Here is a 14,302-nt window from a genome sequence, read left to right as displayed (position 1 = left end):
AAACTGAGGTTTCTTGCATTCTATGGTCATGCATGACATCAGTAGCCGCAAGCGTACCAGAGAACGGTAAGCTCAGCAGCGAACACATTGTCACGAACAGAATCCAAAATCGCATTGAAAAACCCCAAATAATAACCTAGTTACTTTACACGCAAAATAGCGCAATGACAAGGTCAGCCGTCGTCACCTGCCCCATGTAACTCTATGCAATGAACACGTCATTGCTCATACATAAAAAACACTGTATAAATAAACAGTTGCCGAGCACCAACACCTTGCTTACTTGTCACTCATATAGCACACCACGAGGAATATCATGGCTGTCATTACACAATATGTAGTAGTGCGGGACGGAGAAGAAAAAATGTCATTTACCAGTAAAGCAGAAGCCGATGCACACGATAAAATGCTTGATATGGTAGAGGCGCTCTTCCCATTACTGGAACAAAGCGAATTACTCACCGACGAAAAACAAACGGAAGACTTGGCTCTGTTTTTGGCCCGCGAACGTGAGCAGGTTTTACTCGCTTTAGGGGCTAAAAAACCTGCAAAGAAAAAAGTAAACAAAAGCGCCAGCGAAGCTGATGCAAGCAAAGCGGCGAGTTAACCCCTGTTATGCCCAGGCTTAAGGTATCGGCTGATACCCCTTCCAGTCTGGGCTTATTATCTGTTCTTGTCCGTCATGATGTAACACCACTTGATGTCCGTCCAACAGATCAAGCTGCAAACAATCATCAACTTCCAATAAATCGTCCTTGTGAAACTGCTCGGCGTTGGCCAATAATTGCTGAGACACTTTATTTTTTGCTAACGCTCGTGCTTGCTGAGCTGACTCTGCCACCACCAAGGTAAAATCATGAAACTCCGTCATGTTGCCGGGAAAGTAGCCGCCAAAATTCACAAAATAAAGTTTCTTCCGGGAAACACTTGAATCGCTTTGCTGTAATTGAGGTTGCGGCACAAGTTCAACACGATAGCCATCAACATGATGCACATACATGTAACTGTCGATGTGTACACTGCTTCGAACGCCAAACCACTATTTTTTTAACGCAGGGTAAGCAGCTTCGATGGAAGGCGCAACCACAAAGCGAATGTCGTGTAGCTCAATGTTAGCACCAGGCGCTGTGCCCCCTAAATAAACCATGAATAGCTTGTTATTCACCTTTTACGCTCTCCCATTTAAGCCGTCATTCAATCAGCAGCACGCATGCTAGACTAAACAGCACGTATAAACCAAAGGGAGTAGGCTTTCAAAGTGAATTTACTTAACTTTCGTCACCATCAATACACCCGAGCAGGCTCTGGGCAAGATGTGCCCATGTGGCTCAAGGTAAGCTTCACCGCCCTCGCCGTTGTTGTGTTTGTCGCGTACTGGGACTACTACGGACCTGAGAACTACCTGTGGTTTTCTGACATCGCCTTGTTTGCACTGGTACCTGCGCTATGGCTGGGAAACCGACTGATTGCCAGTACCATGGCGATCGCAGTTCTAATACCCGAAATCGTGTGGACACTAGATTTTATCACCCTTAGTTACTTCAGTGTGCTCGCAAATTACATGTTTGAGGCTGAGCGCGCCCTACACATCCGGGTATTGTCCGGTAAGTTTCACCTCGCCTTGCCCCCGGTTTTAATTTACATGCTGTACAAATTTGGCTATGGCCGCCGTGGTTTTGCGCTCCAGTGCCTGGTAGCACTTATCGTGCTGCCAGTTACCTACCTAGTCAGCGACCCCGAAGCCAATATCAACTGGGCGTTCGGCCCCGGTGAAGCGCAGGATATGATCAATCCATGGCTGTACTTATTGTTGCTCTGGTTTGCTATGGTGGTGATTATTTACTTACCCACCCATTGGCTATGCAAACGCTTCCTAAGCACCTGCCGGTTGCCTGACTGTGATGCCAGGGACAAAAGTAATCAAGCTGGATAAGCTACAATAATAAAAGTATTGCTTAAGTTAAGGGGGTTGATATGGCAGGCGGATGGTCACGAGATGGCACAGTTCAAGAACAAATTGATGCCAGCACTGAAGACAGTGTGAAACAGGCAACAAGCAAGATCCCCGCAGGTGAAAGCCTGATCCACTGCGCTGAGTGCGGCGAAACAATACCACGAGCAAGGCGCGAAGCTCTGCCCGGCGTGCGTTATTGCATCCAGTGCCAAACCGAGCTCGACAAACAAGCCAGTAACGCGGCTGGTATCAACCGCCGCGGCAGTAAAGACAGCCAGTTGCGTTGATGCTGACTACATTACCCTTAGGCTTGCTGTCCGATGCCCCGCGGTAGCTTAGATGCTTTCTATGCTTCTATCGTCAGCCAAAACTTGGCATCATAGCGCGGGTAGTCAGCGCAAAAGGCAGTTTGCTATATGTACATTGATGAAATCGCGCAAGCCAGTGCAGCACTCCACGAATTGCTCACCCATGCTAGACCAGTGACGGTATTAACGGGCGCAGGTATTAGCACCGATTCCGGCATCCCAGCCTACCGCGACCACAAAGGCGCATGGAAAAGCCCCCCACCCATGCAGCATCGCGAATATATGAGTAGCAATCAGGCACGCCAGCGCTACTGGGCTCGCAGTCTACATGGTTGGCCGAAGCTATATTACGCCAAACCCAACGCAGCCCATCAAACGCTCGCACAATGGCAAGCTGAAGGCCTGATCGGCACCATTATTACACAAAATGTTGACGGTCTGCACCAGCGCGCAGGCAGTACGTACCGACGTTATCGATTTACATGGCGACGCCAACAACATGGTTTGCATGGACTGCGGCCAACACAGTCCGCGCCTTGATATGCACGAACGTTGCCTGGCATTAAACCCTCACTATGCCAACCTATCGCCGCAAGCTGGCCCCGACGGAGATGCTTTTTTAGAGGGCAACTTTGACGATTTTCATGTACCTGACTGCCTCCACTGCGGCGGCATATTGAAGCCCTATGTAGTGTATTTTGGCGACAATGTGCCTCGCCCCCGAGTAGAGCAAGCGCAACAAGCATTGCAAGATAGTGGCGGGCTGCTAGTTATCGGCTCTTCACTGATGGTATTTTCTGGCTTTCGTTTCGCCCGCCAGGCGCATCAAGCCGGGCAACCACTAACACTGCTCAATCTTGGCACCACCCGCGCCGATGATATCGCCAGTTTGAAGCTGAATACTAGAATTATTCCTACGCTGACATGTGTACGGTGAGCGAGCAACTTACTTTTCTGGGCGTTAAACCAAGTGAAATTTAGTCGACTTTCTTCATAAGACTATATTTTACTACAGGCAATAAAAAACCCAGCAATTACGCTGGGTTAGTAGACAATATAAGACTTGTCTGGTCTTTCATGTGGTGGAGCTGGCGGGAGTTGAACCCGCGTCCGCAATACCTACATCCTCGGTACTACATGCTTAGTCGGTCTTTTAGTTAATCACCAAGGCGCCGACAGACAGGCTCCTTAAGGTGACGATCCCGATTGGTTTTAACGCTTTGGCTACGGGCGAAGCCTCCACGCGAGTCTGCTATAGGGTTAGCCGACTGGTCCTAGTCTCACAGACAAAGCGCTAGGGGTCGGGCATAGCGGGTTATTAAGCCGCTAAAGCGTAGTTGTCGTCGTTTGCAACTATTAGTTTGAGGCTTTTTACGAGGCCAGCCTCACCTCGGCATGCACCTTGGGTTTCGTGTATCCCGTCGAATCCTAATCAGCCCCAAAGCAAGTGCGATTATACGCCTATCGGCTGTCGCTGTCACTGACTTATGGAACGTATATATGGCCACGCCCGTTCTTATAATCAATGGTCAGTACAAAATGCTTCATCACATCGTAGCCAAGAATACCGCTCACCTGTACGCCGCGAATACGCGAATTAACACTCTGATAACGCGAGGCAAAATCAAAACCGACGCCATCTTCAGGCACCGTTACCGCAACATTTTCTAACGTAAATGGGCCAAACCCTAAGGTCGGTATTCGCAGCATGTCGACCCCTACTTGTTTATTCACGCCACGCGAGGTACCCGCAGCGACCGGATATTTTTCTAACCAACCCAAGCTATCGGCAATATTTCGTGGCATGTAAATACCACCACTGTTGCCGGTATCAAGCACGAGCCAGCGGTCGGTCTCACCATTTAAATTCACTTTAACCAGCGGCTGACCTGAACCCTGCTGCGAGCGCATTTCAATGTTGCCGATCTCGGCTAAGTCAAAGGTACCCGGCATCGCAAAACGCATCTGGCTATTGGGATAATCAAATTGGAAAATAAACTGATTCAGTACCGGTGCGCCGAGTAACAGCCCAACCTCTGGGCCACCCAACTGCAAGCCCACGAGTTCCATGTCCATTTCAAGCCCCAAGATATCCGCTGGAATATCTTTGTAGATTGGCCGTTCATCAATGCCATTAACACCGCGAATACGCACCCATTCATGGTTTTTGTACGATAACTGGTGATGCTCAAGAAAGCTGATGTTAACCGCGTTGGCTTGCGAACCGGAATCGATGATGGCGTAGGTCTCAATACCGGCGAGCTTCACCTTGATGCGGATATGGCCGTTACTCTGTTCGAATGGGATCCAGCTGGTGGCTTGTGCCTGAACAGGCGCACTCACAATGGCAGCAACAAAGCTCATGATGAGGCTCATGGAAAGCATTATAGAACGCATAAAAGTCCCTTTTTTGTATAGAAATTGTTGATACAAAAAGGAGTTTAGCGAATCACTATCACGAATAAAAGTACTTATTCTCGATTAATTTCCGGCCCGGCTGAGCACTACGGCAGCCTTCTGTTTGCGCTTACCAAAACCAAAGGCGCGCTTAAAGGTGGCAAGCGGAATCGGTAGATATTGGCGGTCGGCTGGTGACTGCCAGGGAAAGGTATCTTGATCGGGGTCATTGATATAAACATAGTTTTCATCGGCCGCGCAAATCAACACCCAGTGCGGCGCTTTACTTTCGTCAAATACGTAGGTACTGATTAAACCGACGACCAATTTGCCGTTGGCCAAATCATCAAACAGGTTCTGCATACTGTAATCACCCACCACAATAGCAACACCCTCGGCGGTCAGTGCGGCAATATCGACCTCTTGAATACGCGCCATGATTTGCTTCTTGCTATCACTACGTACCGAATCAAGCAGCAGCGGCCCACTCTCACTGACATGTAGGCTGACCTGCAAGCCACGTTTGTTTGCTGCACGAGCCAGACCATGCGGACCACAACCACCATGCCCTGAGGTCATGAAAATAGTGGTCGCTTCACGCCAAATTTCTAGTTCTTCTAAATGCGCGTCGCGGGTGGGAATATCAAAATACGCCATGGCCATCAGCAAGCTGGCTGGGCCACAGGTAAATTCAGTAGTTTGCGTACGATAAGGAACCAGCCGTTGGGTGCCGTTATGGGCCGGATGTGGCTCAAAGCGCGGCAACAACTTCTGTAATACCAGAGCATCGCTATCGTCTTCGTAATATTCGGGGCGGATCTCCATGTCGTAATAGCCGGCACGGTGATACATGGTTTGCGCACCGAGATTATCGACTTTGACTTCGAGCCGCATAAATAAACAGTGGCGGTCATCAGCGTCTTGCTCGGCAGCACTCAATAGCTGCGAGCCATAGCCGCGGCGGCGATGATCGGGGTCAACCGCCAACGAATACAAGCGCGCCAGCTGTGTGGCTTGGCGATAGAGCACAATATAATAGCCTACCACCTGCCCAGATACGGTCAGCACCTGAAAATCGCCAATACTTTGATCAATAAAACGCCGAAAGCTACGGCGGCTGATACGGTCGGTAATAAAGCTGCGGTTTTCGATCTGTTCAAGGGCGTCAATATCGTCGCGACAGACGGGGCGAAGCGCAATGGCCATGGGATAACTCGTTGGACTATTTATAAATACGTGGATGATTATAGGCCTGTCCTCGCCGCTTGTCTGTGGATTTTTGTTTCAGATATCGCGAAGCGGCAACAAAAGTGGTAAACTTGCGCGCAATTTTTAGCAGCAGCTATGGCAGCAACCGAGGACCCACTGTGAGCGAGCAAAAACCTTCTTTAAGTTACAAAGATGCCGGCGTTGATATCGATGCGGGTAACGCTTTAGTGGAGCGTATTAAAGGCGTGACCAAGCGCACCAAGCGCCCTGAAGTGATGGGCAATATTGGTGGTTTTGGTGCGCTCTGCGAGTTACCGAGCAAGTACAAACACCCTGTGTTAGTGTCGGGCACCGATGGCGTTGGTACCAAACTGCGCTTAGCCATTGATCTGGCCAAGCATGACAGTGTCGGTATCGACCTGGTTGCCATGTGCGTCAACGACCTCATTGTGCAAGGCGCTGAGCCACTGTTTTTCCTTGATTACTACGCCACTGGCAAATTAGATGTGGATGTTGCCGCCGATGTCGTCACCGGTATTGGTGAGGGTTGTGTACAAGCCGGTTGCTCACTGATTGGTGGTGAAACCGCCGAAATGCCTGGCATGTACGAACATGGCGATTACGACATTGCCGGCTTCTGCGTTGGTGTGGTTGAAAAAGAACGCATTATTGATGGCAGCAAAGTCGCTCCAGGCGATGCCTTGATTGCCCTGGCCTCGTCAGGCCCGCATTCAAACGGCTACTCACTGATCCGTAAAATTATTGAAGTAAGCGGCGCTGATGTGCGCACCGAAGTACTCGGTGACAAAGTGCTTGCCGAACATCTGATGGCCCCGACCCGTATTTATGTGAAATCGGTGCTGGCCATGCTGGAGCGCTGCGAAGCGCATGCTATTTCGCACATCACCGGTGGCGGCTTCTGGGAAAATATCCCACGGGTGTTGCCAGAAGGCACCAAAGCAGTGATCGATGGCGATAGTTGGCAGTGGCCGGCTATTTTCAATTGGTTGCAGCAACAAGGTAACGTCACCACGCGTGAAATGTATCGTACCTTCAACTGTGGCGTAGGGTTGATTATTGCCCTGCCGGGTGCGCAGGTTGATGAAGCATTGAGCATTTTACAGCAGCACGGCGAGCAAGCATGGGTAATTGGCCACGTTGCAGCTCGTGGCGAGACTGATGCGCGAGTCGAAATCAGCGCATGAGCCACAAGCGTATTGTCATTCTAATCAGTGGTTCTGGCAGTAACATGCAAACTATTGTGGCTGCCAGCCAAGCCGGAAAAATTGCCGGTGAGGTAGTTGCGGTTATAAGCAACAAGGCTTCTGCTGCAGGGCTTGGAAAGGCGCAAGCGGCTGGTATTGCCACCGCAGTGCTAGCTCATGGCGATTTTGCCAGCCGCGAAGATTACGATGCGGCGTTGTTGCAGCTGGTCGATAGCTTTCACCCCGATGTGGTGGTATTGGCTGGCTTTATGCGCATTCTTACTTCCGCATTTACCCAGCATTACCACGGTCGTATGCTCAATATCCATCCGTCGCTATTACCCAAATATAAAGGCGTAGACACTCACAATCGCGCCCTGGCGGCAGGCGATAGTGAGCATGGCGTGAGTGTGCATTTCGTCACCGAAGAACTCGATGGCGGCCCGGTTATTCTGCAGGCCAAAGTACCGGTGTTTGCTGAGGACACCGCTGCTGACTTGCAAGCACGGGTGCAAGTGCAAGAACACGGTATTTATCCATTGGTGGTGCATTGGTTGTGTAGCGGCCGCTTGCGCTTAACCGCCGCCGGCGCTGAGCTCGACGGTGAACTGCTGGGCCCACAAGGCTATGCCGCCGACTAAAACCGGCGGCTTATTGACTGGTGTGCAGTTTACGTAGCACCAAGGTTGCCACTTCATCACCCTCTTCAAGTTGCTGCATTTTCACCAGCACGTTGTCTAGTTCTGGGGCAAACCAATAATAGGTTTCACGGTCGCTGTGTTCGCGAATACGCGCTACTTTGGTGGCACTTACCTCGCCGTAAGGCAATTGTAGCGTTTCAGTGACGCCGCGTTGATAAACTTGCTGGTCAGTTTCACCTTTTTCATCCACCAAGGTGTAACGAAATTCGCTGCGCTTCGTATCAGCCAGATCAACCCGCAACTGCTCTAATAATGCGGCTTCATCCAACACCGGTGGCTGTGCTGGATAACTGGCATCATACTGTCGATTTTTGCCGGTACCTGAACGTTTAAAGCCAAACTTTCGCGTTACCACACGGTCATCCTGCCAAGCAAAGGTTGACCAGTACCTGCGGCGGTCGCTTAAAAACATCCAAGAAATTTCAGTTTCTGTGTACAGCTCGAATAAACCATCGGCATTTATCTGCAACGTGCGTTGCGCCTCGCCATAGTCAGAGCCATCGCGCTGCACCTCGTACTGGGCGGCGTAAGGTAATGGCGCACTGGTCTCAGCAACAGCACTGCTTAATACGCTGGTGAATAACAAAAACATCAATACTTTCATCGCGAATAGCTATCCTTGATATGAAAATTAGGGCTACCTGTCATCTTAAGACCGTCGTTCTGCGTAATGGTTTAGAGTTTCAAACGGTTGTTTCAAATTTCACTTGAAAAATCGACGTAAAGCGACTACCTTTAATGGATAACAAATACTGGTCAGACCTCTGAATAGAGATGGAGTAACAGCATGTTCACCACGCTTTGGATTATCGCCACGATAGCAATTTTCGTTGGCCTTATGTATTACCGCAGCTCGCTGCTAGTCACTAGCTTAGCACTCGTGGGCTTATTCGCGGTCGGTAACTTACTCGGTATTGTTGGCCCGGTGTTATGGACTGTGCTGGCCGTGGTGCTGTTGCCGCTGAATATAACTGCGTTTCGTCGCGGCGTACTGAGTAAATCGATTCTGTCGGTATACCGCAACATTATGCCGGAAATCTCCGATACCGAACGTGACGCTATTGATGCTGGTACCACCTGGTGGGAAGGCGATCTATTCCGTGGCGCGCCAAACTGGAAAAAGCTGCACAGCATTCAAAAATCTGAGTTAACTGCCGAAGAGCAAGCATTCTTAGACGGCCCAGTGGAAGAAGTCTGCAAAATGCTCGACGATTGGGAAGCGACCCATGAGTTAGCCGATATGCCTGAGCATGTGTGGCAATATCTGAAAGACCATAAGTTCTTCGCCATGATCATCAAAAAAGAATATGGCGGCTTAGAGTTCTCTGCCTATGCCCAATCACGGGTGCTACAGAAACTTGCTGGCGTTAGCACTATTTTGGCCTCAACTGTAGGCGTACCAAACTCTTTAGGCCCGGGCGAGTTGCTGCAACACTATGGCACTAAAGCACAAAAAGACTATTACTTACCGCGCTTAGCAGTGGGTGATGAGATCCCTTGCTTTGCTCTGACCAGCCCTGAAGCGGGTTCTGATGCCGGTTCTATTCCAGATTCTGGGGTGGTTTGTAAAGGCATGTGGGAAGGCCAAGAAATCGTTGGTATTAAACTTAACTTTAATAAGCGCTATATCACCCTAGCCCCGGTGGCTACGGTAATTGGTTTGGCATTCAAATTATATGACCCAGAGCAACTGTTGGGTGATAAAGCTGAACTCGGTATTACCGCAGCGTTAATTCCGCGCGATACCAAAGGGCTTGAAATTGGTCGCCGTCACTTCCCATTAAACGTGCCATTCCAGAATGGTCCGTTACGTGGTCAAGACGTGTTTGTGCCGCTTGATTACATTATTGGTGGCAAAGAAATGGCCGGTAAAGGCTGGCGCATGCTGGTGGAGTGTTTATCAGTGGGTCGTGCTATTACCCTGCCATCCAACAGCGCCGGTGGCGTCAAATCGATTGCTTTGGCAACCGGTGCTTATGCCTATATTCGCCGCCAGTTCAAATTACCGATTGGTAAAATGGAAGGCGTTGAAGAGCCGTTAGCGCGTTTAGCTGGTGATGCCTATTTGATGGATGCGGTTACTCGCTTCTCCACCAAAGCCATTGATTTGGGCGAAAAACCATCGGTAATTTCAGCTATTGCTAAATACCACATGACCGAAAAATTGCGTGCCCGTATGGATGACGCGATGGATATTCATGGCGGTAAAGGCATCTGTTTAGGCCCGAATAACTATCTTGGCCGCGGTTATCAAGGTGTGCCGGTAGCCATTACCGTAGAAGGCGCTAACATCTTAACCCGTAACCTGATGATTTACGGCCAAGGCGCAATTCGTTGCCATCCGTATGTATTGGAAGAAATGTTGGCGTCTGCCGATCATACCGCAGCTGGCTTAGCGCGGTTCGATAAAGCCTTGTTTGGTCATATTGGCTTTGCCATGAGCAACTTTGTACGCTCAATGGTGCTGGGCTTTGGTGGTTGGCACTTTAGTTCAACGCCATTTGGCGATAGCACCGCTAAGTACTACAAACAAATGAATCGTTTTAGCGCTAACTTGGCACTGTTATCAGATGTTGCCATGGGTGTATTAGGCGGTTCACTGAAACGTAAACAACGTATCTCTGCGCGTTTGGGTGATATGTTGAGCTACCTGTACTTAGCCTCAGCAACGCTGAAACGCTTTGACGAAGAAGGCCGTCAAAAAGACGACCTGCCGTTAGTGCATTGGGCTTTACAAGACACCTTGCACAAACTACAAGAAAGTCAGTTAGCTTTGCTGGATAACTTTGGTGGTATTGGTAAAGCATTAAAAGTTGTGATGTATCCATTCGGTCGCATCGCTAGCCGCCCAAGTGACAAGCTAGATCACAAAGTCGCGAAGCTGCTGCTGAAACCAAATGCCTCACGTGAGCGTTTAGGCGCTGGCCAGTTCTTGAGCCCAGAGGGTGCATTTGGCTACTTAGAAACAACCTTGCGCGATATTATTAAAGCGGAAGAACTGTTCGACCGCGTTCGCAAAGCAGCTAATCAGCGTATGAGCTTTATCTTCCTTGATAAAGTGGCTGCTAAAGGCAAAGAATTGGGTGTGCTGAATGACGAAGAAGTCGCCTTGTTGATTCGTGCTGAAGAAGGTCGTTTGCGTACCATCAACGTGGATGATTTTGCCCATGAAGACCTGATGGCTGGCAAAGCAGCACGTGACTATGCCTTGGCAAATAAGCCGAAAAAGCCCAAAGCGGCCGCTGATGCCGCGTAATAAATGACAAACGGCGCCTGTGGCGCCGTTTTTTTTTGGTGTACAATCGGCCTTCAAATAACAAAAATGAATTTGGAGTCGAGTCTGCATGACGCAAACACCACAACAATCAGAGAGCGCTAAGCGCAGTGGCTTTACCCGTTTCTTAGACACCGTTGAGTATCTTGGTAACTTATTGCCCCACCCCATTACCCTATTTGCCTTATTCGCTATTGCCATTGTGATTGGCAGCGGCGTTGCCAGCTATTTTGGCGTAACCGCGCAGGACCCGCGCCCAGGTGGCGGCGTTATAGAAGTGGTTAACTTGCTCAATGCCGAAGGCCTGCAACGTATTGTCACCGGTTTAGTCACCAACTTTACTGGTTTTACCCCGTTAGGTACGGTGCTGGTTGCCCTGCTAGGTGTTGGCATTGCCGAGCGGTCAGGCCTGTTATCAGCAATGATGCGCGGCCTGGTTATGAACGCACCGCCGCGTTTAGTCACTGTTGCGGTGGTATTTGCCGGGGTCATTTCAAATACCGCGGCTGAATTAGGCTACGTTGTTTTAGTACCGTTGGCGGCGATGATCTTCCATTCTCTTGGGCGCCACCCGCTGGCCGGTTTAGCGGCAGCATTTTCTGGCGTATCCGCCGGTTACAGCGCGAACTTAGCCATCGGTACAGTTGATCCGCTGTTGGCTGGTATCACCACGCAAGCGGCTAATTTATTGGATCCAAATTACGTGGTCGGTGCAGAAGCCAACTGGTTCTTTATGGCGGCATCAACCTTCTTGATTGCACTCATGGGTACTTTCGTTACCGAAAAAATCGTCGAGCCCAAGCTCGGTAAATACAACCCCAAAGAAGCCACCATTAACCTCAAAGAACAAACCATAGAGGCGCTCAACCCACTGGAGAAACGCGGTTTAAAAGGCGCGCTATTGGCCTTTTTGGTGCTGGCTGCCTTGCTCGCCTACACCATTGTTCCGGCCGACGGCATCTTACGTGATCCAAGCACTGGTTTAGTGGCTAATTCACCGTTCCTTAAAGGCATCGTTGTCTTTATCTTTATTACTTTTGCCATTCCTGGCTACGTGTATGGCCGCATCACTAAAGTCATGCGCAGCGACCGCGATGTCATTGATGCCATGTCAGACAGCATGAGCACCATGGGCATGTATATTGTGCTGGTGTTCTTTGCCGCGCAGTTCGTGGCCTTCTTCGGCTGGACCAACCTCGGCACTATTTTTGCGGTAAACGGCGCTGAGTTTCTACAGAACATTGGTTTGACCGGGCCACTGCTGTTCATTGTGTTTATCTTCATGTGTGCCTTTGTGAACTTATCACTCGGCTCAGCCTCAGCTCAGTGGGCTATCTTTGCACCAATATTTATTCCCATGCTGATGTTAATTGGCTACTCACCTGAAGTGATTCAAGCGGCTTACCGTATTGGCGACTCAGTCACCAATATCATTACCCCGATGATGAGCTATTTCGGCTTAATTTTGGCGGTTGCCGTACGCTATAAGAAAGATACCGGTATCGGTACCATGATTGCCATGATGCTGCCCTATACCATGGTGTTTATTGTTGGCTGGACAGCCTTCTTTATGCTTTGGGTATTTGGTTTAGAACTACCGGTTGGGCCTGGCTCACCGACCTATTATCCGGCACCGTAGAGGCTAATACATTACAATAGTGTCAGTCAGTGAACCTGGCTGACATTATAACTCATGTGAGCGGCTCGACTTTACGATGTCTTTATTAGAATAAATAACTATAGATGATTTTCCCGAAAATTGACTGCGAACCAGTGTCTGTCGACCGGGATACCTAAATTTGGGAGCATTTCAACATCCTGCCATTGCTTACCGATATAATCATACTCAAAAAAAATGGGGTTCATTTTCACAAAACTTTGACCACAAGTTTTGTTTAAGACTATCGCAGAATCACACAACTTTTTAATCGTGGGATGATTACCTAAATATGTCACCATTCTATGGTTTATCAAATTGGTATCTTTTTCCTTAGGTATCAAAAAATAACTCTTCGGGATATCGCCCTGCCTCATTGAGGAGGCAGTATCTTGCCAAAGTTCTTCTACAATGCCCAACCCAAGATGGATAGACTCTAGGCTGTTTGATTGATAGTTTTCCGCAATGAAAACCAACAGCACGTTTATTAGTTCTTCAAAATCTATACGCGACATACTTTGCCGTTGGCCCTGGTCAGTGTGGATTTCAATACCTGAATAATTTACCGAGCGTTCTTGTACTCTCAATATCCAACTATTGCTGGCAGGAATAAGTAGTACATAATGAATACCTTTGACTTCGGTACCAGAAGTTAGCTTTACGTTGATCGTTATACCGCTGTTTCCGTTTTCAAACCATTCCAAACCCGCTTGATCCGCAGGTTTCGCTTTGACCCCAGTTATCAGGCTCAAAGCACAAAGGACACAAAAAAAAATAATTTTCAATTGCATGTGCAAGCTGCTCCCGGAAGTAGCCAAACATCTCCTAAATACGTCGGGACTATCCCATCATCATATGAAGAAGTAACAACCCCAATGTGACGTTGGGCCGACACTATAGCAGCTTGGCCTCTAGGTAGACTGAACTTAAGGTCGAGGAATTGTTGATGACTCGTTAGCGTTTGAGACGGCGGACCATAAGTGTCGCGAAGATATTTATTCATCATGGTTGCATCTAAAATATATCGCTGATTATTACCATTCCAGTTTTTGTTGGTTTGATGTTTGGGACTATTTGGAATGGTAGCACCACTTCCATTTAAACCGTGGCTAACTCTCGCAGCACAACTATTTTGAGCCTCTCGTGTAGGTGTTTTCCCATACTTGTCGTTAAGTGAGCCACCGATTTTTTCCCAAACGTGTTCTGACAAATAATCCCCATAATTAGGATAGTTTTGCATAAAGTCTTGCGAATTTGGAAGCCCGCACGCACACAACCCAACGGGATCAATGAAAATCAGTGGATTCCCACCCACATACCCATAGGTATTCATCCCACCCGCTAAGCCGATTGGATCACTTTGCAAGTAGCGGCCGGTGGTGGCATCGTAATCGCGGTAGTAGTTGTACCAGCTGTGCTTTTCTTCGTCCCAGTATTGCCCCGGAAAGCCGATGTTGAAGTCGCCGATTGTGCTCATAAGCACCGAGCGGTCAAAGGCTTCTAGCTGCCCCCGCCACACCACTGCACCTTGGTTATCAGTCAGTACTTCGGGGCGGCCTAAATGGTCGTTATGCACGTAATAGAGCTGGTTGTTGCT

At 49.0% G+C, this 14,302-nt stretch carries 14 protein-coding genes, 1 other RNA gene and 1 pseudogene; 9 read left to right on the top strand and 7 right to left on the bottom strand.

The window, feature by feature from the left end; all coding sequences use genetic code 11:
• Window positions 1–316 precede the first annotated feature (316 nt).
• The gene (locus EFO84_RS09380; RefSeq protein ID WP_127347809.1) at window positions 317–607 is read left to right on the top strand and encodes a YebG family protein; all 291 of its coding nucleotides are present in this window, start codon (window positions 317–319) and stop codon (window positions 605–607) included.
• Between the two features lie 18 nt (window positions 608–625).
• On the opposite strand, the pseudogene EFO84_RS11965 reads toward EFO84_RS09380, so the two are convergent.
• Window positions 626–1,147: pseudogene (locus tag EFO84_RS11965) on the bottom strand (DUF1543 domain-containing protein).
• Window positions 1,148–1,321: 174 nt separating this feature from the next.
• Between EFO84_RS11965 and EFO84_RS09370 the strand changes: the two are divergent.
• The 4 genes from EFO84_RS09370 to EFO84_RS11835 all read left to right on the top strand — a co-directional run bounded on the left by EFO84_RS09370 (window position 1,322) and on the right by EFO84_RS11835 (window position 3,199).
• On the top strand, window positions 1,322–1,933 hold the full coding sequence (locus EFO84_RS09370; RefSeq protein WP_164742421.1) for a membrane-associated protein: 612 nt from the start codon (window positions 1,322–1,324) through the stop codon (window positions 1,931–1,933).
• 41 nt (window positions 1,934–1,974) lie between these two features.
• Window positions 1,975–2,241 carry a DksA/TraR family C4-type zinc finger protein gene (locus tag EFO84_RS09365; protein WP_127347807.1) on the top strand — a complete coding sequence of 89 codons (267 nt, stop codon included), beginning with the start codon at window positions 1,975–1,977 and terminating at the stop codon, window positions 2,239–2,241.
• A gap of 129 nt (window positions 2,242–2,370) precedes the next feature.
• Window positions 2,371–2,802, top strand: a complete 432-nt coding sequence (locus EFO84_RS11840; RefSeq protein WP_240642684.1) for a Sir2 family NAD-dependent protein deacetylase — start codon at window positions 2,371–2,373, stop codon at window positions 2,800–2,802.
• Complete coding sequence (locus tag EFO84_RS11835; RefSeq protein WP_240642683.1) at window positions 2,690–3,199, top strand: Sir2 family NAD-dependent protein deacetylase; 510 nt, start codon at window positions 2,690–2,692, stop codon at window positions 3,197–3,199. Before EFO84_RS11840 ends, EFO84_RS11835 begins: the two co-directional genes overlap by 113 nt.
• A 143-nt stretch (window positions 3,200–3,342) precedes the next feature.
• Here EFO84_RS11835 and ssrA read toward each other — a convergent pair.
• The 3 genes from ssrA to rimI form a co-directional block, all read right to left on the bottom strand.
• Window positions 3,343–3,702: a transfer-messenger RNA gene (gene ssrA, locus EFO84_RS09355) on the bottom strand.
• Between the two features lie 45 nt (window positions 3,703–3,747).
• On the bottom strand, window positions 3,748–4,626 hold the full coding sequence (locus EFO84_RS09350; protein WP_164742420.1) for a pepsin/retropepsin-like aspartic protease family protein: 879 nt from the start codon (window positions 4,624–4,626) through the stop codon (window positions 3,748–3,750).
• A 117-nt stretch (window positions 4,627–4,743) separates the two neighbouring features.
• A complete protein-coding gene (rimI, locus tag EFO84_RS09345) occupies window positions 4,744–5,865 on the bottom strand; it encodes a ribosomal protein S18-alanine N-acetyltransferase (protein WP_127347805.1) in 1,122 nt (373 codons plus the stop codon).
• A gap of 161 nt (window positions 5,866–6,026) precedes the next feature.
• On the opposite strand from rimI, the gene purM reads away from it, so the two are divergent.
• Complete coding sequence (purM, locus tag EFO84_RS09340) at window positions 6,027–7,073, top strand: phosphoribosylformylglycinamidine cyclo-ligase (protein WP_127347804.1); 1,047 nt, start codon at window positions 6,027–6,029, stop codon at window positions 7,071–7,073.
• Window positions 7,070–7,714 (top strand): phosphoribosylglycinamide formyltransferase, encoded by a 645-nt coding sequence (gene purN / locus EFO84_RS09335; RefSeq protein WP_127347803.1) that lies wholly within the window; start codon window positions 7,070–7,072, stop codon window positions 7,712–7,714. Before purM ends, purN begins: the two co-directional genes overlap by 4 nt.
• Window positions 7,715–7,724: 10 nt before the next feature.
• Here the strand turns inward: purN and EFO84_RS09330 are convergent, their stop codons facing one another.
• Window positions 7,725–8,378 (bottom strand): DUF3108 domain-containing protein, encoded by a 654-nt coding sequence (locus EFO84_RS09330; protein ID WP_127347802.1) that lies wholly within the window; start codon window positions 8,376–8,378, stop codon window positions 7,725–7,727.
• 183 nt (window positions 8,379–8,561) lie between these two features.
• Here EFO84_RS09330 and fadE point away from each other — a divergent pair, with 183 nt between their 5' ends.
• Window positions 8,562–11,030 (top strand): acyl-CoA dehydrogenase FadE, encoded by a 2,469-nt coding sequence (gene fadE / locus EFO84_RS09325; protein WP_127347801.1) that lies wholly within the window; start codon window positions 8,562–8,564, stop codon window positions 11,028–11,030.
• A gap of 88 nt (window positions 11,031–11,118) precedes the next feature.
• The gene (locus tag EFO84_RS09320; protein WP_127347800.1) at window positions 11,119–12,687 is read left to right on the top strand and encodes an AbgT family transporter; all 1,569 of its coding nucleotides are present in this window, start codon (window positions 11,119–11,121) and stop codon (window positions 12,685–12,687) included.
• A gap of 98 nt (window positions 12,688–12,785) precedes the next feature.
• Here EFO84_RS09320 and EFO84_RS09315 read toward each other — a convergent pair whose 3' ends face one another.
• Both EFO84_RS09315 and EFO84_RS11720 read right to left on the bottom strand, forming a co-directional pair.
• Window positions 12,786–13,496 carry a hypothetical protein gene (locus tag EFO84_RS09315; protein ID WP_127347799.1) on the bottom strand — a complete coding sequence of 237 codons (711 nt, stop codon included), beginning with the start codon at window positions 13,494–13,496 and terminating at the stop codon, window positions 12,786–12,788.
• Window positions 13,487–14,302, bottom strand: an 816-nt coding sequence (locus EFO84_RS11720) for a T6SS effector amidase Tae4 family protein (RefSeq protein ID WP_205701971.1), incomplete at its 5' end; no start/stop codon positions are given. The genes EFO84_RS11720 and EFO84_RS09315, both read right to left, overlap by 10 nt.

Source organism: Pseudidiomarina mangrovi, assembly GCF_003999375.1.
In the GTDB taxonomy this organism is placed as follows: domain Bacteria; phylum Pseudomonadota; class Gammaproteobacteria; order Enterobacterales; family Alteromonadaceae; genus Pseudidiomarina; species Pseudidiomarina mangrovi.
This window is presented reverse-complemented; position numbering and strand designations above follow the sequence as displayed.